Origin of the sequence: Pseudomonas sp. CBZ-4, from assembly GCF_000346755.1 — a bacterium.
Lineage (GTDB): Bacteria > Pseudomonadota > Gammaproteobacteria > Pseudomonadales > Pseudomonadaceae > Aquipseudomonas.
The window spans coordinates 1-24,810 of record NZ_ANNV01000020.1 but is presented as its reverse complement, the minus strand read 5'-3'; the positions used below and the strand labels follow the sequence as shown (position 1 = coordinate 24,810).

General features: G+C 62.3%; 27 protein-coding genes and 1 riboswitch. Of the genes, 7 read left to right on the top strand and 20 right to left on the bottom strand.

Features of this window, described 5'->3' with window-relative positions; all coding sequences use genetic code 11:
- The first annotated feature begins 36 nt into the window (after positions 1-36).
- Together B348_RS0102830 and B348_RS0102825 are read left to right on the top strand one after the other, a co-directional pair.
- Positions 37-519, top strand: coding sequence for a hypothetical protein (locus B348_RS0102830; protein WP_017734650.1), 483 nt, complete (start codon positions 37-39; stop codon positions 517-519).
- Between the two features lie 146 nt (positions 520-665).
- Positions 666-1,934: an OmpP1/FadL family transporter gene (locus tag B348_RS0102825; protein WP_026136509.1), complete on the top strand. Its 1,269-nt coding sequence runs from the start codon at positions 666-668 to the stop codon at positions 1,932-1,934.
- Positions 1,935-1,999: 65 nt separating this feature from the next.
- Here B348_RS0102825 and B348_RS0102820 read toward each other — a convergent pair whose 3' ends face one another.
- The 13 genes from B348_RS0102820 to cobO all read right to left on the bottom strand — a co-directional run bounded on the left by B348_RS0102820 (position 2,000) and on the right by cobO (position 13,469).
- Complete coding sequence (locus tag B348_RS0102820) at positions 2,000-2,548, bottom strand: glutathione peroxidase (protein ID WP_017734648.1); 549 nt, start codon at positions 2,546-2,548, stop codon at positions 2,000-2,002.
- Positions 2,549-2,698: 150 nt separating this feature from the next.
- The gene (locus B348_RS0102810; RefSeq protein ID WP_177325305.1) at positions 2,699-3,898 is read right to left on the bottom strand and encodes an MFS transporter; all 1,200 of its coding nucleotides are present in this window, start codon (positions 3,896-3,898) and stop codon (positions 2,699-2,701) included.
- 63 nt (positions 3,899-3,961) lie between these two features.
- The gene (locus B348_RS0102805; RefSeq protein WP_017734645.1) at positions 3,962-4,366 is read right to left on the bottom strand and encodes a MarR family winged helix-turn-helix transcriptional regulator; all 405 of its coding nucleotides are present in this window, start codon (positions 4,364-4,366) and stop codon (positions 3,962-3,964) included.
- 42 nt (positions 4,367-4,408) lie between these two features.
- Positions 4,409-5,137: an adenosylcobinamide-GDP ribazoletransferase gene (locus B348_RS0102800; RefSeq protein WP_017734644.1), complete on the bottom strand. Its 729-nt coding sequence runs from the start codon at positions 5,135-5,137 to the stop codon at positions 4,409-4,411.
- 2 nt (positions 5,138-5,139) lie between these two features.
- Positions 5,140-5,715, bottom strand: coding sequence for an alpha-ribazole phosphatase family protein (gene cobC, locus B348_RS0102795; RefSeq protein WP_017734643.1), 576 nt, complete (start codon positions 5,713-5,715; stop codon positions 5,140-5,142).
- Positions 5,712-6,767 (bottom strand): nicotinate-nucleotide--dimethylbenzimidazole phosphoribosyltransferase, encoded by a 1,056-nt coding sequence (cobT, locus tag B348_RS0102790; protein ID WP_017734642.1) that lies wholly within the window; start codon positions 6,765-6,767, stop codon positions 5,712-5,714. Before cobT ends, cobC begins: the two co-directional genes overlap by 4 nt.
- Positions 6,764-7,285, bottom strand: coding sequence for a bifunctional adenosylcobinamide kinase/adenosylcobinamide-phosphate guanylyltransferase (cobU, locus tag B348_RS0102785; RefSeq protein ID WP_017734641.1), 522 nt, complete (start codon positions 7,283-7,285; stop codon positions 6,764-6,766). The genes cobT and cobU overlap by 4 nt, the downstream gene beginning before the upstream one ends.
- Positions 7,286-7,442: 157 nt before the next feature.
- Positions 7,443-8,894 carry a cobyric acid synthase gene (locus B348_RS0102780; protein WP_017734640.1) on the bottom strand — a complete coding sequence of 484 codons (1,452 nt, stop codon included), beginning with the start codon at positions 8,892-8,894 and terminating at the stop codon, positions 7,443-7,445.
- A complete protein-coding gene (gene cobD / locus B348_RS0102775; protein ID WP_017734639.1) occupies positions 8,891-9,880 on the bottom strand; it encodes a threonine-phosphate decarboxylase CobD in 990 nt (329 codons plus the stop codon). Before cobD ends, B348_RS0102780 begins: the two co-directional genes overlap by 4 nt.
- Positions 9,873-10,781 carry an adenosylcobinamide-phosphate synthase CbiB gene (gene cbiB, locus B348_RS0102770; RefSeq protein WP_017734638.1) on the bottom strand — a complete coding sequence of 303 codons (909 nt, stop codon included), beginning with the start codon at positions 10,779-10,781 and terminating at the stop codon, positions 9,873-9,875. Before cbiB ends, cobD begins: the two co-directional genes overlap by 8 nt.
- A complete protein-coding gene (gene bluB / locus B348_RS0102765; RefSeq protein ID WP_017734637.1) occupies positions 10,778-11,428 on the bottom strand; it encodes a 5,6-dimethylbenzimidazole synthase in 651 nt (216 codons plus the stop codon). The genes cbiB and bluB overlap by 4 nt, the downstream gene beginning before the upstream one ends.
- Entirely contained in the window at positions 11,425-12,861 is a 1,437-nt protein-coding gene (locus B348_RS0102760; RefSeq protein ID WP_026136508.1) for a cobyrinate a,c-diamide synthase, read from the bottom strand. Before B348_RS0102760 ends, bluB begins: the two co-directional genes overlap by 4 nt.
- The gene (gene cobO, locus B348_RS0102755) at positions 12,858-13,469 is read right to left on the bottom strand and encodes a cob(I)yrinic acid a,c-diamide adenosyltransferase (protein WP_017734635.1); all 612 of its coding nucleotides are present in this window, start codon (positions 13,467-13,469) and stop codon (positions 12,858-12,860) included. The genes B348_RS0102760 and cobO overlap by 4 nt, the downstream gene beginning before the upstream one ends.
- Before the next feature lie 78 nt (positions 13,470-13,547).
- Positions 13,548-13,784: riboswitch (cobalamin riboswitch) on the bottom strand.
- A 99-nt stretch (positions 13,785-13,883) separates the two neighbouring features.
- On the opposite strand from cobO, the gene B348_RS0102750 reads away from it, so the two are divergent.
- Entirely contained in the window at positions 13,884-15,197 is a 1,314-nt protein-coding gene (locus B348_RS0102750; RefSeq protein WP_017734634.1) for a sorbosone dehydrogenase family protein, read from the top strand.
- Between the two features lie 134 nt (positions 15,198-15,331).
- On the opposite strand, the gene B348_RS0102745 is transcribed toward B348_RS0102750, so the two are convergent.
- The 5 genes from B348_RS0102745 to B348_RS0102720 all read right to left on the bottom strand — a co-directional run bounded on the left by B348_RS0102745 (position 15,332) and on the right by B348_RS0102720 (position 19,881).
- Positions 15,332-15,868 (bottom strand): C40 family peptidase, encoded by a 537-nt coding sequence (locus B348_RS0102745; protein WP_017734633.1) that lies wholly within the window; start codon positions 15,866-15,868, stop codon positions 15,332-15,334.
- A 144-nt stretch (positions 15,869-16,012) separates the two neighbouring features.
- On the bottom strand, positions 16,013-16,642 hold the full coding sequence (locus B348_RS0102735) for a C40 family peptidase (RefSeq protein WP_026136507.1): 630 nt from the start codon (positions 16,640-16,642) through the stop codon (positions 16,013-16,015).
- Positions 16,643-16,855: 213 nt separating this feature from the next.
- Positions 16,856-17,560, bottom strand: coding sequence for a DnaA regulatory inactivator Hda (gene hda, locus B348_RS0102730; protein WP_017734631.1), 705 nt, complete (start codon positions 17,558-17,560; stop codon positions 16,856-16,858).
- 194 nt (positions 17,561-17,754) lie between these two features.
- Entirely contained in the window at positions 17,755-18,828 is a 1,074-nt protein-coding gene (locus tag B348_RS0102725) for an AI-2E family transporter (RefSeq protein WP_017734630.1), read from the bottom strand.
- Positions 18,829-18,864: 36 nt separating this feature from the next.
- On the bottom strand, positions 18,865-19,881 hold the full coding sequence (locus B348_RS0102720) for a DUF2066 domain-containing protein (protein ID WP_017734629.1): 1,017 nt from the start codon (positions 19,879-19,881) through the stop codon (positions 18,865-18,867).
- A 356-nt stretch (positions 19,882-20,237) separates the two neighbouring features.
- On the opposite strand from B348_RS0102720, the gene purM reads away from it, so the two are divergent.
- The 4 genes from purM (at position 20,238) to B348_RS0102700 (ending at position 23,212) form a co-directional block, all read left to right on the top strand.
- Positions 20,238-21,296: a phosphoribosylformylglycinamidine cyclo-ligase gene (purM, locus tag B348_RS0102715; protein ID WP_005790182.1), complete on the top strand. Its 1,059-nt coding sequence runs from the start codon at positions 20,238-20,240 to the stop codon at positions 21,294-21,296.
- Positions 21,296-21,946 (top strand): phosphoribosylglycinamide formyltransferase, encoded by a 651-nt coding sequence (gene purN, locus B348_RS0102710; RefSeq protein ID WP_017734628.1) that lies wholly within the window; start codon positions 21,296-21,298, stop codon positions 21,944-21,946. Before purM ends, purN begins: the two co-directional genes overlap by 1 nt.
- A gap of 8 nt (positions 21,947-21,954) precedes the next feature.
- The gene (locus B348_RS0102705) at positions 21,955-22,668 is read left to right on the top strand and encodes a DUF3108 domain-containing protein (RefSeq protein WP_017734627.1); all 714 of its coding nucleotides are present in this window, start codon (positions 21,955-21,957) and stop codon (positions 22,666-22,668) included.
- Positions 22,669-23,023: 355 nt separating this feature from the next.
- Entirely contained in the window at positions 23,024-23,212 is a 189-nt protein-coding gene (locus B348_RS0102700) for a hypothetical protein (RefSeq protein ID WP_017734626.1), read from the top strand.
- A gap of 94 nt (positions 23,213-23,306) precedes the next feature.
- On the opposite strand, the gene B348_RS0102695 is transcribed toward B348_RS0102700, so the two are convergent.
- Positions 23,307-23,852, bottom strand: a complete 546-nt coding sequence (locus B348_RS0102695) for a DUF2058 domain-containing protein (protein ID WP_017734625.1) — start codon at positions 23,850-23,852, stop codon at positions 23,307-23,309.
- Between the two features lie 25 nt (positions 23,853-23,877).
- Positions 23,878-24,711, bottom strand: coding sequence for a nucleoside triphosphate pyrophosphohydrolase (mazG, locus tag B348_RS0102690; protein WP_017734624.1), 834 nt, complete (start codon positions 24,709-24,711; stop codon positions 23,878-23,880).
- Positions 24,712-24,810: the final 99 nt, after the last annotated feature.

Here is a 24,810-nt window from a genome sequence, read left to right as displayed (position 1 = left end):
GCTTCGCCGACCTATTCGTCACGGATTGAGGCCTGTATGGGTATCGCTGCCAGCGAATTATGTCGTTATGTGATCCGGCCGACGTTGATCTACCTGGGCCGCCATGACCCGACTGCCGAAGCCCTGCTGCTGGGCATCGCGGCCAGCCAGTCAGAACTGGGCTCGGCCCTGCACGACCGGCGCGGCCATGGCCTCTACAGCATCACCGAGCCGCGCCATCGCGCCCTGTGGGACGACTACCTGGCACTGGACCCCGAGCGCGCCAGCCTCGTACGCGGACTGGCCAGCCAACACGCCTTCCTCAGCGCGCCACAACTTGAGCTCACCGTAAACCTGCGTTACGCCACCGCCATTGCCTGGCTGCTGGTCGAACAACATCACCCCGCACTGCCACCCCCTGGCGATATCCTGGCCATGGCGCGTATCTGGAAAGAAATATTTCACCCACAAGGACGCCTGCGTGATTTCACCCAAACCTGGCAAACCTGTGTTTCACCCATGAATCACGTGGTTTGCTGACCGGGCAATTTACAAGGTTCGTCAAAAAACCTGAATTTTGGTCGGATTGTCCTACAAAACCGCTCTATCTCCAGCATTTCAGCCTATAGCGCGAACTTAAAATTATTGTTACTTTCCGCAGCGGTGATCACCACGGAGTTCTAATAATGAAAAAAGTAATGCTCAAGACCACACTTAGCCTCGCCGTTGCCATGGCCTCTTCCCAACTGTTCGCAAGCGGCTTTGCCCTCAACGAACAGAGCGTCAGCGGGATGGGTACCGGTTTCGCAGGTCGCTCTTCTTCTGCCGATGATGCAAGCACTGTCTACGGTAACCCTGCCGGTATGTCGCGCCTCAATGGCCAGCAAATCACTGGCGGCGTTGCAGCCATTGATGCATCGACCAACATCAAAGATGCGAGCGGTGGCGTCAAAGGCACCAACAAAGGCGACATGGTTCCCTTCACGGCCGTGCCCTTTGGTTTCTACACCAACAAACTCAACGATCAGTGGGCCATCGGCTTTGGTGTGTACGCACCGTTCGGCCTGGTGACCGACTATGAAAGCGGCTTCCAGGGCCGTGGCTTCGGCAGCAAGAGCGAAGTGAAGGTCATGACCTTCCAGCCGACTGTCAGCTATGCATTCAACGACAAAGTGTCCATCGGCTTTGGCCCGACCATCAACCGGATTTCCGGCGTACTGGAATCGGACAAGACCATCAGCCCGCTGGCCAACGACACCAACGTCAAAATCAAGGGTGACGATACCGCCCTTGGCTTCAACGTCGGCGTATTGGTGCAAGCCACCGACACCACCCGCGTTGGCCTGACCTACCATTCGAAGGTCAAGTACAAGCTTGAAGGTCACACCACCGTCAGCGGTCCAGCCGCGACTCAACCCGTGCTGAGAAACAACCGTTACGACGCGTCGCTGAAAATCGACACGCCGGAATCCTGGGATGCGTCGGTCACTCAAGACCTGACCGCCGATTGGAAACTGTACGGCGGTGCTACCTGGACCCGCTGGAGCCGCCTGAAAGAAATCACCGTCAACAACGAAGGTGTAACGGCTGCATCGGGCATTGGTGCTGCCGCGATCAAGACCATCAGCGAGCCGCAAAACTGGCACGACACCTGGGCCTACGCAGTGGGTACCTCGTACCAGCTGACCAAGCAGGTTGTGCTGCGTACCGGCCTGACCTTCGACCAGTCGCCGACCAACAACAAAGACCGTTCGCCGCGCATCCCGACTGGCGACCGTACGATCTTCAGCGTCGGCCTGGGCTACAAAGTCATGGATAACATGACCGTCGACCTGGCTTATTCCTACCTGCAGGAAGAAGACATCAAGGTCACACGCACCGACGCGCCGGGCTACCGCGCCAAGTACGAAAACAGTGCCAACGGTTTCGGCCTGGGCATGACTTACACCTTCTGATTCAGACCGGTGTAAAAAAGCCCCGCTCTCCTGCAAAGGAGGCGGGGCTTTTTAGTGGCCGGCGATCAGGGCTTGGAAGCCAACGCCTTCTCCACGGCCTCGATCAGGTCCGGGCTGTCCGGCTTGGTCAGGCTGGAGAAATCGGCGATCACTTTGCCTTGGCGGTCTACAACGTACTTGTAGAAATTCCACTTCGGCGCGTTGCTCTGCGCGGCCAACACCTTGAACAGGTGCACCGCATCCGGCCCCTTGACCTTCTGCGGATCGGTCATGGTGAAGGTCACGCCGTAGTTCACGTAGCAGACCTTGGCGGTCTCCTCGCCGGTCTTGGCTTCCTGCTTGAAGTCATCGGACGGTACGCCAATCACTTCCAGCCCTTGATCCTTGTAACGCTGATACAACGCCTCAAGCCCTTTGAATTGCGGCGCAAACCCGCAAAAGCTCGCAGTATTGACGATCACCAGGGGCTTGCCAGCAAAGCGTTGGCACAGGTCGATGGATTCCTTGGCCCGCAGCTTGGGCAATTGGCCCTCCAGCAACGGCGGGCAACTGGCAGCCATCGCGGCACTGCCAATGGCCATCAGCACGGGTACAGCGAGCCAGCGCATCTGCATGTCGTGTGTCCTTGAATAGGTTCAGGCAACGAACTTAACAGATCGCCATGCCCAGTTGCATCAATGCCAGGCCACCGTGCTGCCAGCCCATCCAGGCCAGCACCATCAGGATCAACCCCGCCGCGATCAACAACCCGCGTACCGCTATGCTCATGCCGCCTCCATCTGCGCCTGCAAACGTGCCACCGGCCGCTCGCGCACCGGCCAGTTCAGGGCCGCCGCCAGCAGGCTCAAGAGAATCGCGCCCTGCCAGATCAAATCGTAGTTACCGGTTCGATCATAGACCACCCCGCCCAGCCATCCGCCCAGGAAGGAGCCGATCTGATGGAACAGGAACACAATCCCGCCGAGCATCGACAGGTTTCGTACACCAAATAAGGTCGCCACCGTGCCGTTGGTCAGCGGCACGGTGGACAGCCACAACAACCCCATCGCCATGCCGAACAGGTAGGCACTGACCTGCGTCACCGGTGCCCACAGGAACAACACGATAACCACCGCACGCAACAGGTACAACGCCGTCAACAAGCGCGGCTTGGACATGCGCCCGCCGAGCCAGCCGGCGGTGTAGGTGCCGATGATATTGAACAGGCCAATCAACGCCAGCACGGTGGTGCCGGTGGTCGCCGGCAAGTGCTGATCCACCAGGTAAGCCGGCAGGTGTACACCGATAAACACCACCTGGAAACCGCAGACGAAAAAGCCGAACGCCAGCAGCCAGAACCCGGAGTGGGAGCAGGCTTCTTTCAACGCTTCACGCAGGGTTTGCTGGCCGGCCATCACCGGCAGCGGCTTGTCCTTGAGCATGCCGACCAGCGGCAAGATCAACGCGACCATCAGGCCCAACGCCAGCAAGGCGGCGGACCAGCCCAACCAACTGATCAAACCCAAGGTGCCCGGCACCATGGCGAACTGGCCAAACGAACCGGCGGCGCTTGCAATGCCCATGGCCATGCTGCGTTTTTCCGGCGCCACAGCACGGCCCACCACGCCGAGAATCACCGAGAACGAGGTCCCGGACAGGCCGATACCGATCAACAAGCCGGCACTGAGGGACAACGACCACGCCGAATCAGACAAGCCCATCAGCACCAGGCCCACGGCGTAGAGCACCCCGCCGACAAACACCACTTTGGTCGCACCAAAACGGTCGGCCAACGCGCCGGCAAACGGCTGGGCCAGGCCCCACACCAGGTTCTGCAAGGCAATCGCCAGGGCAAACGTGCCGCGGCCCCAGCCGAATTCGGCGCTCATCGGCGCCAGGAACAGGCCGAAGCCATGCCGTACGCCCAAGGACAACGCCAGGATCAGCGCACTCCCTAAAAGGATCCAACCACTGGTGCGCCACATCGAGGTCATTTCTTATTCTCCGCTCGCGGGTATATACCCGCTTGTATTCGAACAAACCCGCCGTCAGGCGAGTTCGTCCAGCAAGGCCAACAAGGTTTCGCGTTTTTCCGCGCCGAGTCGATCGATCAGTTTCTGCTGTGCTGCTTCCCAGGCCGGTAACGCCGCGGCCAATCGCTCCTCGCCTGCCGCGGTCAACAACACCAGGCGGTTACGCAGGTCATCACCTTCCACCAACTGCACCAGGCCTTCGCCTTCCAACACCCGCAGGTTGCGCCCCAGGGTGCTGCGATCCAGGCCCATGGCTTCGGCCAGGCTGGAAATGCTGGGTTGGTCGAGACGTTGCAGGTTGCACAGCAAAGAATACTGGGCAACGTTGATCCCGAAGCCGTCGAGAGCGCCGTCGTAGTGCCTGCTGACGCCACGAGCGGCGCGACGCAGGTTGGTGCATAAACATTGGGAGGCAAGCATGGAACGTGTATATACCCGCGATTAAGAGAATGCAAGAAAGTGTTACAGCGCCAAGCCGACCAAAACCGCGACTTCCAGCAGTTCCAGCAAGGCACCGGCGGTATCGCCCGTGGTGCCCCCCAGGCGTTTGACCATCAGGTGGCGCAAGCCGACAAAGCACAGTGCCGCGAGCAGCACCGCAATGCCGCCGCTGAAACCGCCGATCAGCAGGCACGCGAGGCCGCTGAGGATCAGCACCTGTTGGCCGACAACTCGGGGTAAATGATCCGACAATGCCTGCCCCAATCCACCTGCGCGCACGTAGCGCGTGGTCAGAAACAGCGCCAGCATCGACGCCCGGCCGATCAATGGCGCGAGGATCAGCGCAGCAGCGTTGTGTTGTTCGATCAACGCCACCAGCGCGGTGAACTTGAGCAGCAGCACCAAGCCCAGAGTGACTACGGCAATCGGTCCGCTGCGCGGGTCCTTCATGATGGTGAGGGTGCGCTCGCGGTCGCCAAAGCCGCCGAGCCAGGCGTCGGCACTGTCGGCCAGGCCGTCCAGGTGCAGGCCACCACTGAGCAGCACCCAGGCCGTCAACAGCAGCGCGGCGTGCAACAGCAAAGGCGCGCCCAGCAACAGCGCATTCAAACCCCACAGCAGCCCACCGAACAGCAAGCCGACCAGCGGATAAAACAGCAACGAGCGCCCCAATTCCTGCGGCTGCGGCATACCCGGCAGGCGAATCGGCAAGCTGCTGAGAAATTGCAGGGCGATCCAGAACGGCAGCATCGTCAGACTCCTTCCTTCAACACGCCGTCAGCCGCGACGTGCAGGCTGAACAGCGCGCCGTGGCCGACTTCGACATTCAGCAGCTGCTCCCGGGGCAACCCGCGCGCCCGCGCCAGCAGCAGGCGCATGACGCCGCCATGGCTGACCAACAACACGCGCTCACCGGCATAGGCCTGATGCAAGCGTGCGACGGCGCCAAGCACACGGTCGGAAAAGTCGCTTACCGCCTCGCCCTGAGGCGGGGTGAAGCTGTAAGGATCGGCCCAGAACAAGCCGAGCGCTTCGGCGTCGGTCTCCATCAGCGCCGCCGCGCTCTGCCCTTCCCAAGCGCCAAAATGCAGCTCTTGCAGATCCTTCTCCAGGCTCACCGGCACCGCAAGCTGCGTACCCAACTCGTCGGCAAACCGCGCACAACGCTGCAACGGCGAGCTGACCACACGATCCCACAGCCCCTGCGCCACCACGGCGGCGCGCATCTGCGCCCAGCCCTTGGCAGTCAGCGCGTCGTCCAGGCTGCCGCGCAGGCCGCCGCCCAGCTCGGTTTCGCCGTGGCGCAGCAGGTCCAGGTGCAAGGTCATGCCGGGCGATCTGCCACGGCAGCTTCGGCGAACGTCGCCATCTGGCCATGCAGGGCACAGGCCAGGCGCAACAGTGGCACCGCCAGCGCCGCGCCACTGCCTTCGCCCAGGCGCAAGCCAAGCTCCAGCAACGGTTGCGCGTCGAGGCTTTGCAGCACATGGCGATGACCCGGCTCGGCGCCCCGATGGCCGAACACCAGCCATTCGCGACTTGCCGGGTTCAGGCGCGTGGCCACCAACGCGGCGACGGTGCAGATAAACCCATCCACCAACACCACGATGCCGGCCTGGGCGCAGGCCAGGTAGGCGCCGACCAGCGCGGCAATTTCAAAACCGCCCAGGTTGAACAGGGTTTGCAGCGCATCACCCCGCTGCCCGGCATGCAACGCCAGTGCGCGTTCGATCACGGCCACCTTGTGGCTGACGCCCTCGGCATTCAGCCCGGTGCCCGGACCGGTCAGGTCGCTGACCTGGCAATCGAGCAACGCACACGCCAACGCACTGGCGGCGGTGGTGTTGCCGATGCCCATCTCGCCGCCGATAAACAATTGCGCCCCGCCTTGCAATGCACGCAAGGCACTGTCGCGACCGGCTTGCAGGGCCAGGCGCCCCTGAGCTTCAGTCATCGCCGGGCCGTTGACGAAGTTGGCGGTGCCCGCGCCGATATTCAGGTGACGCACCCCAGGCAAGTCCAGCGTCGGCGTCACGGTGCCCAGATCGACCACTTCCAATTGCGCGTTCAACTGCCGCGCCAACACGCTGATTGCCGCGCCCCCGCTGACAAAGTTATGCAGCATCTGCGCGGTCACTTCCTGGGGAAACGCCGACACACCCTCCGCCACCACACCGTGGTCGCCAGCAAAGATCGCGATCCACAGCTGCTCCACCGAGGGTTTGACCTGGCCTTGCAAACCCGCCAACTGTACCGCCAACGCCTCCAGCTGGCCGAGCGAGCCGGCGGGCTTGGTCAGTTGCTGCTGGCGTGCCAGCGCCTGTTCGTACGCATTCGCGTCGATTGCCTTACAAGGGTTGAGCCACCAGGTGTCAGTCATAACGCAGGTCCTTTCAAAGTCAGGGGCAGGCCGGCAACCGTCAGGACAACACGCTGACAACGCTCGGCCAAGGCTTGATGCAGCCAACCGGCTTCATCCACATAGCGGCGAGTCAATTCGCCCAGCGGCACGACACCCATTCCGGTCTCGTTGCTGACAAAAATGATTTCACCCGGCAGCGTGGCCAGGGTTTCCAGCAGTTGATCGCGCTCGCAGGCCAGGCGCTGCGGGTCTTCGAGCATCAGCAGGTTGGTCAGCCACAGGGTCAGGCAGTCCACTAGCAGGCAGACGTCGACGGCGGCGTTTTCCCGCAGCACGCGAGCCAGTTCGATGGGCTCTTCGATCAGGCCCCAGTGCTCGGGGCGGCGCTGGCGATGCAGGGCCACGCGCTCGTTCATCTCGCCGTCCAGGGGTTGGCTGGTGGCGATGTAGATGACCGGCAGCGCGCTGTCGCTGGCGAGTTTTTCGGCGAGGCGGCTCTTGCCTGAACGGGCGCCGCCGAGGATCAGTTGCAGCATAAAGTCATACCTTTATTCACGACCGGAGACTCAAGCCAAACTCGGTCAACTGTGGGAGCTGGCTTGCCTGCGATGCAGGCACCGCGGTGTCTCAGTTGATCCCGGTTGATGCCATCGCAGGCAAGCCAGCTCCCACAAGGGGACCGTGTGCCCACCGTCAGATCCCGCATAGCTTGCGCAGCAATTCGGTATCCAGATGGTTCTCCACCAAGTCCGCCAAGCGCTCGATATCTCGTTCGCGCAGCGCGTGGTAATCCACCTCCTGCACATCCTGCAACCCCGCCCAGCGCAGCAAGGCGCTGCACGCTGCCGGCGTCTCGAACAAGCCATGCAGGTAAGTGCCGAGGATTTGTCCGTCCGCACTTTGCGCACCGTCACGGCGGCCGTCGTCCAGCATGACAGCGGCAAGCGACAGGGCATTCCCGGTGGTCACGCCAGCGTGGATCTCATAACCACTGACCTCGGCATCTTCCAGCAGCAACCGCCCACGCACATTGCGCAGCTGTTTCTCTTCCTCCAGCGTCGTGCTGAAGGCCAACAACCCCAGGCCATCACTGGAACCTGCCGGCCCTTCCAAGCCGAGCGGGTCGTGCACCTGTTCACCGAGCATCTGCAAACCACCGCAAATCCCCAGCACCTTGCCGCCGTAGCGCAAGTGCCGCGCCACGGCGCTGTCCCAGCCATTGGCACGCAGGTAGGCCAGGTCGCTGCGCACGCTTTTCGAGCCGGGCAGGATGATCAGGTCGGCCGACGGAATCGGCTGGCCTGGGCCGACGAACTGCAAATCCACCTGGGGATGCAGGCGCAGCGGGTCGAAATCCGTGTGGTTACTGATGCGCGGCAACACCGGCACCACCACTTTCAGCACCTGGGCGGCCTTGTCGGTCTGGCGGCGGTCGATGCCGTCTTCAGCCTCAAGGTGCAGGTCCATCACGTAGGGCAGCACGCCCACCACCGGTTTGCCGGTGCGCGCCTCCAGCCAATCCAGGCCGGGCTGTAGCAGCGCAATATCGCCGCGAAAACGGTTGATGATGAAGCCTTTGACCCGCGCCTGCTCAGTCGGCGACAGCAATTCCAGGGTGCCGACCAGATGGGCAAACACGCCGCCGCGATTGATATCGGCGATCAGCAGCACCGGGCAATCCACCGCTTCGGCGAAGCCCATGTTGGCGATGTCATTGGCGCGCAGGTTGATCTCCGCCGGAGAGCCTGCGCCTTCGACCATCACCACTGGGTAGGCTTGGCTCAAGCGTGCGTGTGAGGCCAGTACCGCCTGCATGGCGACGGCTTTGTAGTCGTGATAGGCCACGGCATTCATGCTGGTCACGGCGCGACCGTGGATGATGACCTGGGAGCCGGTGTCGCTGTTGGGCTTGAGCAGCACCGGGTTCATGTCGGTGTGCGGCGCAAGGTTGGCGGCCTGGGCCTGCACGGCCTGGGCGCGGCCGATTTCGCCGCCTTCGGCGGTCACGGCGCTGTTGAGGGCCATGTTCTGCGGCTTGAACGGCGCCACGGCCACGCCCTGGCGGATCAACCAGCGGCAGAGTGCGGTCACCAGCGTGCTTTTGCCGGCATCGGAGGTGGTGCCTTGCACCATCAGCGTACTCATGAAGCGTCCTTGTAGGCGATCAGTGCTGCGTCGAGGCGCTGCCAGTCGGCCTCGGTGTCGGGCAGGCCAAAGCGCAGGCTGCTGTCATGCACAAACAGGCGCAACAGGATGCCGCGCTGGGCCATGAAATCATGCAGGCGCTCGGCGTGCGGGGTGATCAGCCATTGGAACAAGGCGCAGCCGCCCTGGGGTTGCAAGCCGTGGCGCTCAAGCACTGCAAACAGCCGCTCGCCGGCGTCGACGCAGCGCTTGCGCTGGCGCGTGTGCCCGGCCACGTCGAGCAGGCATGCCTGGCCGAGCACGCGGGTCGGCCCGCTGACCGCCCACGGCCCGACCTGTTCGGCGAGCAGCTTGAGCAGCTTGCGCTCGGCCAGCACGAAGCCCAGGCGTACTCCGGCGAGGCCGAAGAATTTGCCGAACGAGCGCAGTACGATCAGCCCGACCTGGTGGGCCTGGCTGGCCAGGCTCAGGTGCGGGGTGATGTCCATGAACGCTTCGTCCACCACCAGCCAGCCGCCGCGTTGCGCCAGGCGCGCGTGCCAATCCAGCAGGCGCTCCGGGGTCAGGCTCAGGCCGGTGGGGTTGTTCGGGTTGACCACCACCAACACGTCGAGGCCGTCGAGGAAGAAATCGACTTCCTGCTCCAGCACTTCGCGCACCACATAACCGGCGCGGCGCCAGGCTTCGGCGTGTTCGGCATAGCACGGCGACAGCACGCCGACCTTGCCCGCCCGGCGCAAGCGCGGCAGCAACTGGATCGCGGCCTGGGAACCGGGCACCGGCAATACATGCGCGGCGCCGTAGTACTCGCTGGCGGCGCGTTCCAGGCCGTCGTCGGTCTCGGGCAAGCGCGCCCAGGCGCGCAGCGGAATCTCCGGGATCGGCCAGGGCCACGGCGCAAGGCCGCTGGACAGATCGAGCCAGTCGGCCTCGGCAATCCCGTACTGAATCGCCGCCTTGCGCAGCCGGCCACCGTGTTCAAGCATAGAATTGCGCCCCCGCGCAGAGAATCAGCAGCCACAACCAGACGCCGCGCTGCACCAGCTGCCAGCCGCGGTCGATGGAATCCGCATCCGCTGCCGGGCCTTCGCCAAGCTGCGGACGCTGGTGGACTTCGCCGTGATAGATCGCGGCACCGCCCAGTTCGACACCCAGGGCGCCCGCCCCCGCCGCCATCACCGGGCCAGCGTTGGGGCTGTCCCAGGTCGGGCCTTGGCTGCGCCAGCATTTCAGCGCCAGGCGGGTTTTGCCCAGCAGCGCGTAGGTCAGCGCTACCAGCCGCGCAGGAATATAGTTGAGCACGTCGTCGATCTTGGCCGCTGCCCAGCCGAAGCGCTCGAAGCGTTCGTTGCGATAGCCCCACATGGCATCCAGGGTGTTGCTCAGGCGATACAGCACCACGCCCGGCACGCCGGCCACCACAAACCAGAACAGCGCGGCGAACACCGCGTCGCTGCCGTTCTCCAACACCGATTCGGTGGCGGCGCGGGCGACTTCGGTGCGGTCCAGCTCGCTGGTCTGCCGGCTCACCAGGTAACTCACGCGTTGGCGCGCCTCGTCCAGGTCGTCGCTGCGCAGGGCCTGGGCCACCGGGATCACGTGTTCGCCCAGGCTGCGCATGCCAAGGGCGCAGTACAGCGCGAGGATCTCCAGGACCCAGCCGATATACGGCGCCCACGACAACGCGGTGGCCAGCACGGTCAGCGGCACCACGGCGATAAACCACGCGGTCACGCCATGGCTGCGCCAGCCACGGCCACCGGTGTTGAAACGTTGCTCGATGCGCCCGGCGAAATTGCCGAACGCCACCAGCGGATGCCAGCGCCTGGGCTCGCCCAGCAGCGCATCCAGCGCGACGGCGGCGACACACAGCAAGGCCACACTCATTGACTCACTCCCCACACATTTTCATACAACATGTCACTCAGCGGCCGTGGTTCGGTCCAGCCTTCGAGTTGCAACATCGGTGCCGGATAGAACTCGGCCACCGGGCCCAGGCACAGCACGGCCAGGGGTTTGGCGCCGGAGGGCAGGCCCAGCAGATCGGCCAGGGCCTGGGGCTCGAACAGCGAGACCCAGCCCATGCCCAGCCCTTCGACGCGGGCGGCCAGCCACAGGTTCTGGATCGCGCAGGACAGCGAGGCCATGTCCATTTCCGGCAAGGTGCGGCGGCCGAAGATGTGGCGTTCGCGGTCATCCATCAAGGCTGCCACCAGGACTTCGGCGCAATCGTGGATGCCTTCGACCTTGAGCTTCATGAAGTCGTCGGAGCGTTCGCCCAACGCTTCGGCGGTGCGGATGCGTTCTTCTTCCACCAACTGCTGAATTTGCCCACGCAGGTGGCGGTCGCTGATGCGGATGAAGCGCCAGGGTTGCATCAGGCCGACACTGGGCGCCTGGTGGGCGGCCTGGAGCAGGCGGTGCAGCAGTTCGGGGGCCACCGTGCCGCCGGTGAAGTGGCGCATGTCGCGGCGTTCGGCGATGGCGCGGTAGACGGCGTCGCGGTCGGCTTGGGGGAAGGCGTTGTCGGTCATGGCCCTATCGCGGGCAAGCCCGCTCCCACATTTGGATCGGTGAACACTGTCGAGGTGGGGGCTGGCTTGCCTCCCTTATTTGGATCGGCGGACGCGGTCGATGTGGGAGCTGGCTTGCCTGCGATGGCGCCCTCCCGGTCTGGCGCAAACAATGCAGCCACCGCCGCCGGATTCGACGGAAAGTAAAAGTGCACGTAGGAAGCCGTCATCCGCCCCTGTCGGTAAACCGCCTCAGCACCCCGCCCGCCATTGGGGCTCACGCCACGGGCAATCGGCGTGCAGTCGGTGCTGGTCAGGGAGTGGTGATAGGTATGCCCACGCAGTACACCTTCCGGCAACTCGACATTTTGCAGGGCCAGGGCGGCCAATTTCTTCTGCATCACCGCATCACCCTGCAGCAGACCGAGCAGTTCAGCGCGATTGCCATCCACATCAGTCAGCGAGTCCAGCAGGTACAACATGCCGCCGCACTCGGCGAGCAACGGTTTGCCGGCGGCGTGGTGGGCGCGGATTGCGTCGAGCATCGCGGTGTTTTCCGACAACGCCTGGTGATGCAATTCCGGGTAGCCGCCCGGCAGATAGAGACTGTCTACGTCAGGCAATTCACGATCATGGATCGGCGAGAAGAAGTGCAACTCGGCGCCCATCGCCCGCAACAGGTCGAGGCTGGCGCCGTAGGTAAAGGCGAAGGCTTCGTCGCGGGCCACGGCGATGCGCACACCGTCGAGCAGCGGCTCGGCGGCGATCACTTCCGGCGCAGCGAAGGTCACTGGCGGCGGCAAGGCGACTTCGCAGCTGCTGCCCAAGGCTTGGGCGGCGGCGTCGAGGCGTACGTCGAGGTCATTCAGTTCGCTGGCTTGCACCAGGCCCAGGTGACGGCTTGGCAATTCGATGCCGGTCTCGCGGGACAAGGCGCCGTACCAGCGCAGGCCTTCGGTGAGGCTGCCTTCGAGCAGTTGCGCATGGCGCAGGGTGCCGACGCGGTTGGCCAGCACGCCGGCGAACGGCAGGTCCGGCTGATAACGCGCCAGGCCCAGGGCCAACGCGCCAAACGTCTGGGCCATGGCGGTGCCGTCGATCACGCCGAGTACCGGCACGCCGAAGTGGCGGGCCAGGTCAGCGCTGGACGGAGTGCCGTCGAACAGGCCCATGACGCCTTCGATGAGGATCAGGTCGGCCTCGCCGGCAGCTTCCCACAACAGGCGGCGACTTTCCTGCTCGCCCACCATCCACATGTCCAACTGATACACCGGCGCACCGCTGGCGCGCTCGTGGATCATCGGGTCGAGAAAGTCCGGCCCGCATTTGAACACGCGCACCTTGCGCCCCAGGTTGCGGTGCAAACGGGCGAGCGCAGCGGTGACGGTGGTTTTGCCCTGGCCGGACGCCGGTGCGGCGATCAATACGGCCGGGCAATGACGGGGCTGATTCAAAGTTCGACGCCCTTCTGTGCCTTGATACCGGCCTGGAACGCGTGCTTGAGCATGCCCATTTCGGTGACGGTGTCGCCCATTTCGATCAATTCAGGCTTGGCGCCACGGCCGGTGACCACCACGTGCTGCATCGGCGGGCGCGCTTGCAGGTCGCTGAGCACCTGGTCGAGGTCGAGGTAGCCGTGCTTGAGGGCAATATTCAGTTCATCGAGGACGACAAGGCCAATGGACGGGTCTTGCAGCAGTTCGCGGGAAACTTCCCACGCGGCTTCGGCGGCGGCGATGTCGCGCTGGCGGTCCTGGGTTTCCCAGGTGAAGCCTTCGCCCATGACGTGGAAGCGCACTTGCTCGGGGAAACGGCGGAAGAACAGCTCTTCGCCGGTGCTGTTACGCCCCTTGATGAACTGCACCACACCGCACTGCATACCGTGGCCCATGGCGCGGGCGAGCATGCCGAACGCGGAACTGCTTTTGCCTTTGCCGTTGCCGGTCAGCACCAGCAGCAGGCCGCACTCGTTGGGGGAATTGGCGATGCGCTCGTCGATCACGGCTTTTTTGCGCAGCATGCGCGCCAGGTGGCGTTCGTCGCGGTCGGGGGAATCGGTCATGGCAGCTCTCCGTTGGGGCTGGACAAAAACGGCGGGCAGGAAAAAGAAAAAACAGACAGCCAAGCATCGCCCACCGTGATGCTGTTGGATGTTGCAGGCCGGTCTCCGGGCTCATGAGTGGCGCGCTTGCCGACACTGCGCCTTCCCATATCGCGGGGCGATACAGTGGCAAAAGCAGGGTCTTGACTCATTTACCGTTGCGGGGGCAGCGCCGGAATTGCGGCAACACTGTGGACAAGTGCGCTCGCTCACCGGCTTCCCTGTTTCACTCCGTCGACCCGTGGGTCACAGAGCACCTGGAACAAGTCGCGAAGGGTAGAGGGTTGGGGGTGGAGCGTCAATTAAAGCCGGCTGCGCACTTGAACCATCGGACCGCCGCGCGCCTCTACCCTTACAGGTATCCAGGAGAAAAACATGCACAAGACCCGACTTGCCCTACTGATCATGTGCGCAGGCGCCCTCGTCGCCTGCGGTGAAAGTTCGACCCTGCAAGTGTCTGACGGCACCGGGCCTTCCCCCAAGCTCCCGGAGCCGAACAAGACCCTGATCCCCACGGTCAACATCGCGCCGGCCATCGGCTGGCCTGAGGGCGCGAAACCCACCGCGGCTGCCGGGACTCAGGTGGCGGCGTTTGCCGAAGGGCTGGACCACCCGCGCTGGCTGTATGTGCTACCCAATGGCGACGTGCTGGTGGCAGAAACCAATGCGCCGCCCAAACCCGATGATTCAAAGGGCATTCGCGGCTGGGTGATGGAAAAGGTCATGGGCCGAGCCGGTGCTGGCGTGCCTAGCCCGAACCGCATCACACTGCTGCGCGACGCCGACCACGATGGCATCGCCGAGACCCGCACGGTGTTTCTGGCCAATCTCAATTCGCCGTTCGGCATGGCCCTGGTGGGCAATGACCTGTATGTAGCCGACTCGGACAAGCTGCTGCGCTTCCCCTACCAGCCGGGTGAAACCACGATCAAGGACGCCGGGACCAAGGTCGTCGACCTCCCCGGCGGCAGCATCAACCACCACTGGACCAAAAACGTGGTGGCGAGCAAGGACGGCAGCAAGCTGTATGTGAGCGTTGGCTCCAACAGCAACGTCGGTGAAAACGGCCTGCAGGCAGAAGAAGGCCGGGCGGCGATCTGGGAAGTGGACCGCGCCAGCGGCCAGCACCGCATCTTCGCCTCGGGCCTGCGCAACCCCAACGGCATGGCCTGGGAACCGCAAAGCGGCAAGCTGTGGACGGCGGTGAACGAACGCGATGAGATCGGCAGCGACCTGGTGCCGGACTACATCACCTCGGTGCAGGATGGCGCCTTCTATGGCTGGCCATTCAGCTACTACGGGCAGCATGTGGATGTGCGGGTCAACCCGCAAAACCTCGACCTGGTGGCCAAGGCGATTGCGCCGGACTACGCCGTGGGCCCACACACCGCCTCGCTGGGCCTGACGTTTGCCGAGGGCAGCAAACTGCCAGCGCCGTTCACTGATGGCGCTTTCATCGGCCAGCATGGCTCGTGGAACCGCAAGCCCCACAGTGGCTACAAGGTGATCTTCGTGCCGTTCGAGGCTGGCCAGCCCAAGGGGCAGCCGGTGGATGTGCTGACCGGGTTCCTCGACAAGGACGAGAAAGCCATGGGCCGGCCGGTGGGTGTGGTGGTTGATCAGCAAGGCGGGGTGCTGGTGGCGGATGATGTGGGGAATAAGGTGTGGCGGGTGTCGGCGGCTAAGTAGGTAGGCTTCAGACCAACACAAATCCAATTTGGGAGCGGGCTTGCCCGCGATGAGGGAGTGTCAGTCAACTGATGCATGACTGACACTCCCTCATCGCGGGCAAGCCCGCTCCCACAGTTAGCTCTGCATTCAATTCAGGGATTACGCGCCAGATTCCCTGGCAACACGCGCTTGGCACTCAGATAAGCATTCTGCCAATACGCCTTGGACAAGGTGTCCAGCTTCACCGTACCGCCGGTCTGCGGCGCATGCACAAAGCGGCCCTCACCCACGTAGATCCCCGCATGGCTGACCTGCGAACCGCCGCCGGTAGCAAAGAACAACAGATCACCGGTTTGCAGGTTCTGCTCACTGACATCCTGCGCCCGCATCACGATCAGTTCACGGGTAGTACGCGGCAAGGAGATGCCGGCGGCGTCGCGAAACACAAAGCCGATCAGGCCGCTGCAATCAAAGCCCGAATCCGGCGTGTTGCCGCCCCAGCGATAAGGCGTGCCGACCAGGCCCAGCGCGCGAAAGAGCACGTCTTCGGCAGCCGGCGAGAAATTCTGGGTGGCATAGTTGAACACCGGCTTGGGCTTCACCGCGACGGGTGCAGGCGGTGGACGGCTGGCGCAGGCGCTGAGCAGCGCGGCGCAGACAATGAGGATCAGGCGGGCCGAGGTCGACATGTGCAGAACAATCCTGGTCTGGATGCGGCTTTCGCTGCCGAACGCTGAAAACCAGAACGCGCAAGCAAAGCTCGCGCGTACGGATTACAACAATGTCCAGGGATTCTAGCGCTTACACGTCAAACTTCAAGTATCACTTTAAGTTTACTTGCTAGCGGTAACCGTCGTCGGGGCCATGGCGAGTGCGCGCTTGGCTTCGATGAAGGTTTTGCTCCAGTAGCTGTCGCCCAGGTTGTCGACGCGAACACCGCCACTGCGGCGGCTGCTGGAGTGGATAAACTGGTTATCGCCCAGGTAGATACCGGCGTGGCTTACACGACCACGGCCAGCCGTACTGAAGAAAAGCAGATCACCGGGCTTGAGGTTGTTGCGCGCGACCAACGGTGCATTCACGTTGATCATCTCGCGAGTGGAGCGTGGCAGGTTCATGCCCGCTTCTTCACGAAACAGGTAGCCGATGAAACCGCTGCAGTCGAAACCGGCTTCAGAGGTACCGCCGAAACGGTAACGGGTACCGATCAGGGACATGCCGCGTTCGAGGATGCTGTCGGCCAGGACGGGAAGCTGGTAAGGCTTGTTGCCGGCGAAGGCGCCCAGTTCCTTTTCAGTCGCCAGCTCTTCTTCATAAACAGAAGCAGACTGTGCAGCGACGAATTTTGCCTGATTTTGAACCTGGGGTTTTTGCTGCTCAACCACCTGTTGAGGGTGGGAAGCGCAACCAAACAACAGGGTAACGAGTGCGAGAGGCACGAGGGGTGCGAAGCGATTTAGCATGGGCACGACCGTGGCTGATGTGTAAAGAAGCCGAGACTATGCCCTCTATCACATCGATTTGCAAATTCAATCGTGATCTATGTGACTTCTTGTTTGGACTATGACATCTAAGCCCTTAACACCCTATACGCGCCTTTTGCGTGGCCAAAGCGGCCCAAACGCAGGTTTTCTGGCGCCTGGAATTTGCCGAAAGCCCCGAAAACAAAGGGCTGGCTACCAGCCGAGGGTTTCCTTGAGGAAGGGAATGGTCAGCTTGCGCTGGGCCTGCAAGGAGGCCTGATCGAGCTGTTCGAGCAAATCGAACAACGCGCTCATGCTGCGGGTGCCGCGAGTCAGGATAAAGTGCCCCACTTCGTCAGTGAGGTGCAGGCCGCGACGGGATGCACGCAATTGCAGGGCGCGCAGCTTGTCTTCGTCGGAGAGCGGGCGCATCTGGAAGATCAGGGCCAGAGTCAGGCGCGACTTGAGGTCAGCCAGCTTCACCGGCAGCTCGCGCGGCGAGGTCGATGCGGCGATCAACAAGCGCCGGCCGCTGTCCCGCAGGCGGTTGAACAGATGGAACAGCGCCTCTTCCCACTCCGCCTTGCCGGCAATCGCCTGCAGGTCGTCCAGGCAGACCAGCTCGTATTGCTCAAGGTGATCGAAGATGCCGATGCCACGGTCCATCAATTCAGCCAACGGCAGGTAGACCGCCGCTTCGCCCATCTGCTCAAAGCGCAGGCACGCGGCCTGCAGCAGGTGAGTACGCCCTACGCCGTGTTTGCCCCACAGATAGATCAGGCTTTCGGTCCACCCGGCGTCGGCTTCGCATAGCCGCTCGACATAGCCGAGTGCAGCGGCATTGGCGCCTGGGTAGTAGTTGATAAAGGTGGCGTCGTCACGCAGACGCACACCCAAGGGCAGCTGAATCGGTTTCATGCTGACTGAACGGCTCCAAACGAACCGCTAGTGGCCTCTGTGTAAAGTTTGCAAAGTTTATACCCGTGACGCCGGGCGCACAATGCAGCAGACCACAAGCAAAATCAAAGGTTTGCGTTAACTCGCCGGTTTTGCGCAAATTGTTTGACACCAGAAACAACAAACCCGGCCAGGCCGGGTTTGTGACAGAAGGTTTACAGATCGGGGTCTTCGACCCCCGTGTACACATCCGAATCCTTGTACAGATCATGCACATGGCGCACCAGCACCATAATCACCGCCGCCACCGGCAGTGCCAGCAAGATGCCAGTAAAGCCGAACAGCTCGCCGCCCGCCAGGATCGCAAAGATCACCGCCACCGGGTGCAGGCCGATCCGGTCCCCCACCAACAGCGGTGTGAGCACCATGCCTTCCAAGGCCTGACCGACCATGAACACCGCGACAATCCCCAGCATCGGGTACAGGTCGCCGCCAAACTGGAACAGCCCCGCCACCAGCGCCGCGCCGATACCGATCACAAAGCCCATGTACGGCACGATGGCCGCCAGACCTGCAATCAGGCCAATCAACAGGCCCAGCTCCAGGCCGATTGCCATCAGGCCCGCCGCGTAGATGATCCCCAAGGCCAGCATCACCAGCAACTGCCCACGCACGAACGCACCAAGCACTTCGTGGCATTCCTCCGCCAGGGAGACTATGCGCTCCTCGCGATTGCGCGGCAGCAGGCTGCGGATCTTGGCCATCATGATGTCCCAGTCACGCAGCAGGTAGAACGCCACCACCGGGATCAGCACCAGGTTGGTCAACCAGCCGATCAGCGCCAGGCTGGACGCCGTGGCCTGGCTGAGCACCACACCGACAATATCGGTGGTCTGGCCCATATGCTCGCTGATCGCGGCCTTGACCTTGTCGAACTTCCAGAAACCATCCGACAACCCCAACTTGGCCTGGGCCCACGGCATCGCCGTGTGCTGCAACCAGTCGAGCATCTGCGGCGCCAGCTCATACAGGCGGAACAGCTGCTTGGCCAGCATCGGCACCAGCACCAGCACCAGGGCCGTGATGATCAAGGTAAACAGGGCGAACACCGCCACCACGCCCCAGGTACGTGACAGGCCGGCTTTCTCCAGGCGATCCACCACTGGATCGAACAGGTAGGCCAACAGCAACGCAACCAGGAACGGCGTCAGGATCGAATGCAGCAAGAACACAAATGCACACAGCAGGACAATCCCGCCAATCCACACCCAACGACGCGTATCCGCCATAAACCACTCCATTGCTTCTATATAAGGAAGACCTTTCTACCAATGAAAGCGCAGTTGCGCCTGAGGCTCCGGGGCACCACCCGCCGCGACCGGCACTTCACCCGGCGCAACCTCCTGCAACTTGGCCAGGCCCAACTGGCTGCGCAACTGCTCGGCACTGCCATGGACCCGGTAAACAATGCGATTGCCATCTACCAACAGTGGCTGGCCACCGAACGGCTCAAGCAGATGCCCCAGGGCGGCGTAGCGTTCCAGCGTCATGCCCTGCACTTCCAGCAGCTGCTCAGTGCTGACGCCCGGCTTGACTGCAAAGCGCGGCGCCAGTTTCTGGCTGACGGCCAGCATCACCGCATCGGCCACGGCAGCGGTATCCGCCCCTTGGGCAGTGCCCTGCTCGCTCTTGTCGCCCAACCACAACCGCCACTTGGCCTGCCATTGGCTGCCTTCCTGGCGTGCATGCACCGCCAGCAAGGCATCCGCGCCGTAGCGCTCGGAGGCGGCGCGCAGTGGCGTGGCATCGGCACTTTCCAGATTCGGCGCGGTAGCGACCACCTGTTCATCCAGATCCCCCAACGGCAGGCGCAACGGCAAGCCACGGTGTTGCGCCGCACGGCGCAAGGCCTGGGCGACGCTTTGACCGTCGCCCACCAGGCTGCTGCCTTCGGTGGAGTCGTTCAGCCACCAGCCGAGGATCGACGGCCGATTGCTGCCCCAGATCGACAGGCCGGCGTCACGCAAGGCACGGTCGGTGCTCACCGGGTCGAAATCCACTTGCAGGCTCTCGGGCGGGCCGGCGTCGTAGCCGTATTGGCTGATGATTTGTTGCGGGTCCTTGCGAATCGCCGCCAGGCCCGGGCCGTCGGCCGCCTTGGCGTCGCCGGTGAGGCGGATGACCAGGGTCTGCACGGCGCGCTGGGTCGCCTGGTCGCGCTCTTGTGGCGACTGGCTGCTGACCGGTTCAAGTACTTGATAGAGGCCATTGAGGGTTTCGGCATGACTCGCCAGGCTGACCAACGACAAGCAACCTACAAAGAAGAATTTACACAGACGCATGAAAGATTCCCGAACGACAAATTTAGCGGCTGGAACAGACCGCGTGAACTCGGTTGCGCAAGGCTGTGACCACAGCGACCGGTAAAACATTCACAGGGTCTTGGTAAGTTTTCGTACTGTCATAACGATAGCGGGTTCAAGGCTATACCTTAATACGCACCAAGGCAGAGCCGATTAGCATTTTTTTAATCGGCTTTTTTAAGCTATATCGCCCTGCCCGTCGGCCCGAGGATGGCCGCTGCCCCTCAAGCCTGATAAAATCGCGCGCCTTCGCAGACCGTCAACGGCTGGGCCTTTTACCAAAAGCGCCTGCCCGCTCGGTCGTTACCCCTGAATCCCCCCTAAAGGCCTGGATCATGAGCAAGCAACCCTCCCTGAGCTACAAGGACGCCGGTGTAGACATCGACGCCGGTGAAGCATTGGTCGAACGCATCAAGAGCGTCGCCAAGCGCACTGCGCGCCCCGAAGTCATGGGCGGCCTGGGCGGTTTTGGCGCCCTCTGCGAGATCCCGGCTGGCTACAAACAGCCTGTGCTGGTCTCCGGCACCGACGGCGTGGGCACCAAGCTGCGCCTGGCACTGAACCTGAACAAGCACGACAGCATCGGCATCGACCTGGTGGCCATGTGCGTCAATGACCTGGTGGTGTGCGGCGCCGAGCCGTTGTTCTTCCTGGACTACTACGCCACCGGCAAGCTCAACGTCGAGACCGCTACCCAGGTAGTGACCGGCATTGGTGCTGGCTGCGAACTGTCCGGCTGCTCCCTGGTCGGCGGCGAAACCGCTGAAATGCCAGGCATGTACGAAGGCGAAGACTACGATCTGGCCGGCTTCTGCGTCGGCGTTGTCGAAAAAGCCGAAATCATCGACGGCTCCAAGGTTGCCGCCGGTGACGCCCTGCTCGCCCTGCCATCGTCCGGCCCGCACTCCAACGGCTACTCGCTGATCCGCAAGATCATCGAAGTGTCCGGCGCCGACATCGAAAACATCCAGCTCGACGGCAAGCCACTGACCGACCTGCTGATGGCCCCGACCCGCATCTACGTCAAGCCTCTGCTCAAGCTGATCAAGGACACTGGCGCAGTTAAAGCCATGGCCCACATCACCGGCGGCGGCCTGCTGGACAACATCCCGCGCGTGCTGCCAAAAGGCGCCCAGGCCATCGTCGACGTGGCCAGCTGGCAGCGTCCTGCGGTCTTCGACTGGCTGCAAGAGAAAGGCAACGTCAACGAAACCGAGATGCACCGCGTACTGAACTGCGGCGTGGGCATGGTCATCTGCGTGGCGCAAGAGCACGTTGAAACCGCGCTGAACGTCCTGCGTGAAGCGGGCGAGCAGCCTTGGGTCATCGGCCAGATCGCCACTGCTCCAGAAGGCGCAGCCCAGGTCGAACTGAAGAACCTCAAGGCTCATTGATGTCCCAGACCTGTGATGTCGTGGTGCTGCTCTCCGGCACCGGCAGTAACTTGCAGGCCCTGATCGACAGCACGCGCACCGGCGACAGCCCGGTGCGCATCGCTGCGGTGATCTCCAACCGCAGCGACGCCTACGGCCTGCAACGCGCCAGGGACGCGGGTATCGACACCCGCTCCCTGGATCACAAGGCTTTCGAGGGCCGCGAGGCCTTCGATGCCGCCTTGATCGAACTGATCGACGCCTTCAACCCCAAACTCGTGGTCCTGGCCGGCTTCATGCGCATCCTCAGCGCTGATTTCGTGCGCCACTACGACGGGCGCCTGCTCAATATCCACCCTTCCCTGCTGCCCAAGTACAAAGGCATGCACACGCACCAGCGGGCGCTCGACGCCGGCGACAGCGAGCATGGCTGCAGCGTGCACTTCGTCACCGAGGAACTCGATGGCGGGCCTCTGGTCGTACAGGCAGTGGTTCCGGTAGAGTCTGACGACTCGGCGCAGACCCTTGCGCAACGGGTTCACACCCAGGAACACAGGATTTACCCGTTGGCTGTACGCTGGTTTGCCGAGGGGCGGTTGATTCTTGGTGACCAGGGTGCATTATTGGACGGTCAGTTACTCGCGGCCAGCGGCCACTTGATTCGAACCTAGGAGATTTTATGCGTCGCGCCTTGCTCTTCGCTTTTGCTCTGTTTGCCTTGCCTGCGGTGCAAGCGGCAGACCTTCACCCTTTCTCCGTCAGCTACACCGCCGACTGGAAACAGTTGCCCATGAGTGGCTCGGCTGAACGCAGCCTGGCCAAGAATGGCGATGGCACCTGGACCTTGAACTTCAAGGCTTCGATGATGATCGCCAGCCTGACCGAAACCAGCGTGATCCTGTTTGACAAGGACACCCTGCAACCGAAGAGCTACACCTTCGAACGCGGCGGCCTGGGCAAGGCGAAGAAGATCAACCTGGACTTCGATCAAACCGCGAAGAAAGTCACCGGCTTTGAAAACAAAGACCCGGTCAACGTCGCCCTGCAAAGCGGCATGCTCGACAAGTCGACCTACCAGTTGGCGCTGCAACGTGACGTGGCCGCCGGCAAGAAAAGCATGAGCTACAACGTGGTGGAAGGTACCGACGTCGACACCTACGACTTCCGCGTGATCGGCCCGGAAAAGGTCCAGACCAAGGTCGGTTCCATTGACGCGATCAAGGTTGAGCGCGTGCGCGACCCGACGCAAAGCAAGCGCATTACCCAGATGTGGTTTGCCAAGGACCAGGGCGGCATTCTGGTTGCACTGCGTCAGGTAGAAACTGACGGCAAGGAATACAACATCATGCTGCAAGACGGCACCGTTGACGGCAAGGCTGTCAAAGGGAGCTGATGAGCTGGTGAATCAAAAAAAGAGCCTCGCGGAATGCGGGGCTTTTTTTCGTCTGCCGATTTTGTTTAGAGGCTTCTGACGCCATCGCAGGCAAGCCAGCTCCCACAGTTGGAATGCATTTCCCTGTGGGAGCTGGCTTGCCTGCGATGGCGGTAGCGGCCTCACAACATGAAACTTCTGTCATAAAACTCCAGCCCCCAAAACACAAACCCCCAATTCTCAAGGCCTGCAGCACTGTTGCAGTTCCTGCAATGAATAGTTGCGCGAAAAGTCGGTTTACTTAGCAAGCTAACAAAACATATAAAAGAGGCCTGCGACGACTTGCCGCAGACCCACCAGAGATTGGAGCAAGCAGATGACTGTAAAAGTAACTGAACGCGACGATGCACACATGTCCCACGAAGCGCTGGGCCATGGGATTCACATCTGGGATGTACACCAACAAGACCTGCTGGTCGGCATGTTTCACAACGAGAGTGACGCTCACAATTATAAGAACGAGCTGGAGTCGCTTGAGATGAAACGCCAGGCAGAGAGCTCCTGAGTAGCGAAATCCTATAGGTACTCCAGCCCACGCAGCCGGAGTACCTATCAACAAAAACCCCGCCTTTTGAGCGGGGTTTGTTGTTTCTACAGCCTTACCACATCAGATCGTCAGGGATCTGGTAGGCGGCGTATGGATCATCCTCATCCGGCACCTGGCTTTCGGTGAGGATGTTGAGCTGCACGATACGCTCTGGCGCGCGCTCCTGGATCTTCAGCGCCGCTTCACGCGGGATCACCTCGTAACTGCCACCGTGGTGCACGATCGCCAGGGAGCCGTTGCTCAGCTTGTTGCGCATCAAGGTGTTGACCGACAGGCGCTTGACCTTCTTGTCATCGACAAAGTTGTAGTAGTCCTCGGTGGTCAGCTTGGGCAGGCGCGAGGTCTCGATGAGTTGCTTGACCTGGGCCGTGCGGGCCTTTGCCTCGGCTTTTTCCTGCTGCTGGCGGTTCAGTTCCTGGTCGCGCTTGACCTTCTCGGCCTGCGCTTCCTGGGCCAAACGAGCCTGGGTGTCATCGGCCTCGATCTGGCCCTTGTGGACCAGGCGCTGCTGCTTCTGTTTCTCTTTGCCGACCTGCTTGGCCTGCTTTTGGTTGACCAGACCTGCTTTGAGCAACTGATCGCGAAGGGAAATGCTCATGGTGCTTACTCACTTAGGCAGCCGCTCAACCGCAGCTGGACATGTTCTTTTCCTGGCGTTTGGCTTCGCCCCACAGGGCGTCCAACGTTTCGAGGGTGCAATCTTCTATGGGTTGATGCGTGTCGCGCAATGCCTGTTCGATAAATCGGAAACGTCGCTCGAACTTGGCATTGGCGCCACGCAGCGCGGTTTCCGGGTCAACCTTGAGGTGGCGGGCCAGGTTGACTGCAGCAAACAGCAGGTCGCCGACCTCATCGGCGATCGCGACCGGGTCGTTATCCGCCATGGCTTCGAGCACTTCATCGAGCTCTTCGCGCACGTTGTCCACCACCGGCAACGCCGATGGCCAGTCAAAGCCGACCTGACTGGCGCGCTTTTGCAGCTTGGCCGCGCGGGACAGGGACGGTAGCGCTGTGGGCACATCATCGAGTAGGGACAATTGCTCCGGCGCATCGGATTTTTCCGCGCGCTCCTCGGCCTTGATCTGCTCCCAACGTTCCTTGACCTGCTCTTCGCTCAGTTGCGGGATATCCAGCGGCGCATACAGGTCACCGGTGGGAAACACATGGGGATGGCGACGGATCAGCTTGCGCGTGATGCTGTCGATCACCCCGGCGAATTCGAAACGCCCTTCTTCCCGTGCCAGCTGGCTGTAATACACCACCTGGAACAACAGGTCGCCCAACTCGCCTTGCAGGTGATCGAAATCACCGCGCTCGATGGCGTCGGCGACTTCGTAGGCTTCTTCCAGAGTGTGCGGGACGATGGTGGCGTAGGTTTGCTTGATGTCCCACGGGCAACCGTATTGCGGGTCGCGCAGGCGGTTCATCAGGTGCAGCAGGTCATCTAGTGAATACATCGGTCAATCTCTGCCCGTTTTCTGGAGCCGCTGAACAATCAATGTGGGAGCTGGCTTGCCTGCGATAGCATCGCCTCGGTATCACTGAAATACCGAGGT

Excerpts from the sequence above, each read along its gene's own strand:
- B348_RS0102830 (WP_017734650.1), top strand. The coding sequence starts at position 37 with ATGGGTATCGCTGCCAGCGAATTATGTCGTTATGTGATCCGGCCGACG.
- B348_RS0102825 (WP_026136509.1), top strand. The coding sequence starts at position 666 with ATGAAAAAAGTAATGCTCAAGACCACACTTAGCCTCGCCGTTGCCATG.
- B348_RS0102820 (WP_017734648.1), bottom strand. The coding sequence starts at position 2,548 with ATGCAGATGCGCTGGCTCGCTGTACCCGTGCTGATGGCCATTGGCAGT.
- B348_RS0102810 (WP_177325305.1), bottom strand. The coding sequence starts at position 3,898 with ATGTGGCGCACCAGTGGTTGGATCCTTTTAGGGAGTGCGCTGATCCTG.
- B348_RS0102805 (WP_017734645.1), bottom strand. The coding sequence starts at position 4,366 with ATGCTTGCCTCCCAATGTTTATGCACCAACCTGCGTCGCGCCGCTCGT.
- B348_RS0102800 (WP_017734644.1), bottom strand. The coding sequence starts at position 5,137 with ATGCTGCCGTTCTGGATCGCCCTGCAATTTCTCAGCAGCTTGCCGATT.
- cobC (WP_017734643.1), bottom strand. The coding sequence starts at position 5,715 with ATGACCTTGCACCTGGACCTGCTGCGCCACGGCGAAACCGAGCTGGGC.
- cobT (WP_017734642.1), bottom strand. The coding sequence starts at position 6,767 with ATGACTGACACCTGGTGGCTCAACCCTTGTAAGGCAATCGACGCGAAT.
- cobU (WP_017734641.1), bottom strand. The coding sequence starts at position 7,285 with ATGCTGCAACTGATCCTCGGCGGCGCCCGTTCAGGCAAGAGCCGCCTC.
- B348_RS0102780 (WP_017734640.1), bottom strand. The coding sequence starts at position 8,894 with ATGAGTACGCTGATGGTGCAAGGCACCACCTCCGATGCCGGCAAAAGC.
- cobD (WP_017734639.1), bottom strand. The coding sequence starts at position 9,880 with ATGCTTGAACACGGTGGCCGGCTGCGCAAGGCGGCGATTCAGTACGGG.
- cbiB (WP_017734638.1), bottom strand. The coding sequence starts at position 10,781 with ATGAGTGTGGCCTTGCTGTGTGTCGCCGCCGTCGCGCTGGATGCGCTG.
- bluB (WP_017734637.1), bottom strand. The coding sequence starts at position 11,428 with ATGACCGACAACGCCTTCCCCCAAGCCGACCGCGACGCCGTCTACCGC.
- cobO (WP_017734635.1), bottom strand. The coding sequence starts at position 13,469 with ATGACCGATTCCCCCGACCGCGACGAACGCCACCTGGCGCGCATGCTG.
- B348_RS0102750 (WP_017734634.1), top strand. The coding sequence starts at position 13,884 with ATGCACAAGACCCGACTTGCCCTACTGATCATGTGCGCAGGCGCCCTC.
- B348_RS0102745 (WP_017734633.1), bottom strand. The coding sequence starts at position 15,868 with ATGTCGACCTCGGCCCGCCTGATCCTCATTGTCTGCGCCGCGCTGCTC.
- B348_RS0102735 (WP_026136507.1), bottom strand. The coding sequence starts at position 16,642 with ATGCTAAATCGCTTCGCACCCCTCGTGCCTCTCGCACTCGTTACCCTG.
- hda (WP_017734631.1), bottom strand. The coding sequence starts at position 17,560 with ATGAAACCGATTCAGCTGCCCTTGGGTGTGCGTCTGCGTGACGACGCC.
- B348_RS0102725 (WP_017734630.1), bottom strand. The coding sequence starts at position 18,828 with ATGGCGGATACGCGTCGTTGGGTGTGGATTGGCGGGATTGTCCTGCTG.
- B348_RS0102720 (WP_017734629.1), bottom strand. The coding sequence starts at position 19,881 with ATGCGTCTGTGTAAATTCTTCTTTGTAGGTTGCTTGTCGTTGGTCAGC.
- purM (WP_005790182.1), top strand. The coding sequence starts at position 20,238 with ATGAGCAAGCAACCCTCCCTGAGCTACAAGGACGCCGGTGTAGACATC.
- purN (WP_017734628.1), top strand. The coding sequence starts at position 21,296 with ATGTCCCAGACCTGTGATGTCGTGGTGCTGCTCTCCGGCACCGGCAGT.
- B348_RS0102705 (WP_017734627.1), top strand. The coding sequence starts at position 21,955 with ATGCGTCGCGCCTTGCTCTTCGCTTTTGCTCTGTTTGCCTTGCCTGCG.
- B348_RS0102700 (WP_017734626.1), top strand. The coding sequence starts at position 23,024 with ATGACTGTAAAAGTAACTGAACGCGACGATGCACACATGTCCCACGAA.
- B348_RS0102695 (WP_017734625.1), bottom strand. The coding sequence starts at position 23,852 with ATGAGCATTTCCCTTCGCGATCAGTTGCTCAAAGCAGGTCTGGTCAAC.
- mazG (WP_017734624.1), bottom strand. The coding sequence starts at position 24,711 with ATGTATTCACTAGATGACCTGCTGCACCTGATGAACCGCCTGCGCGAC.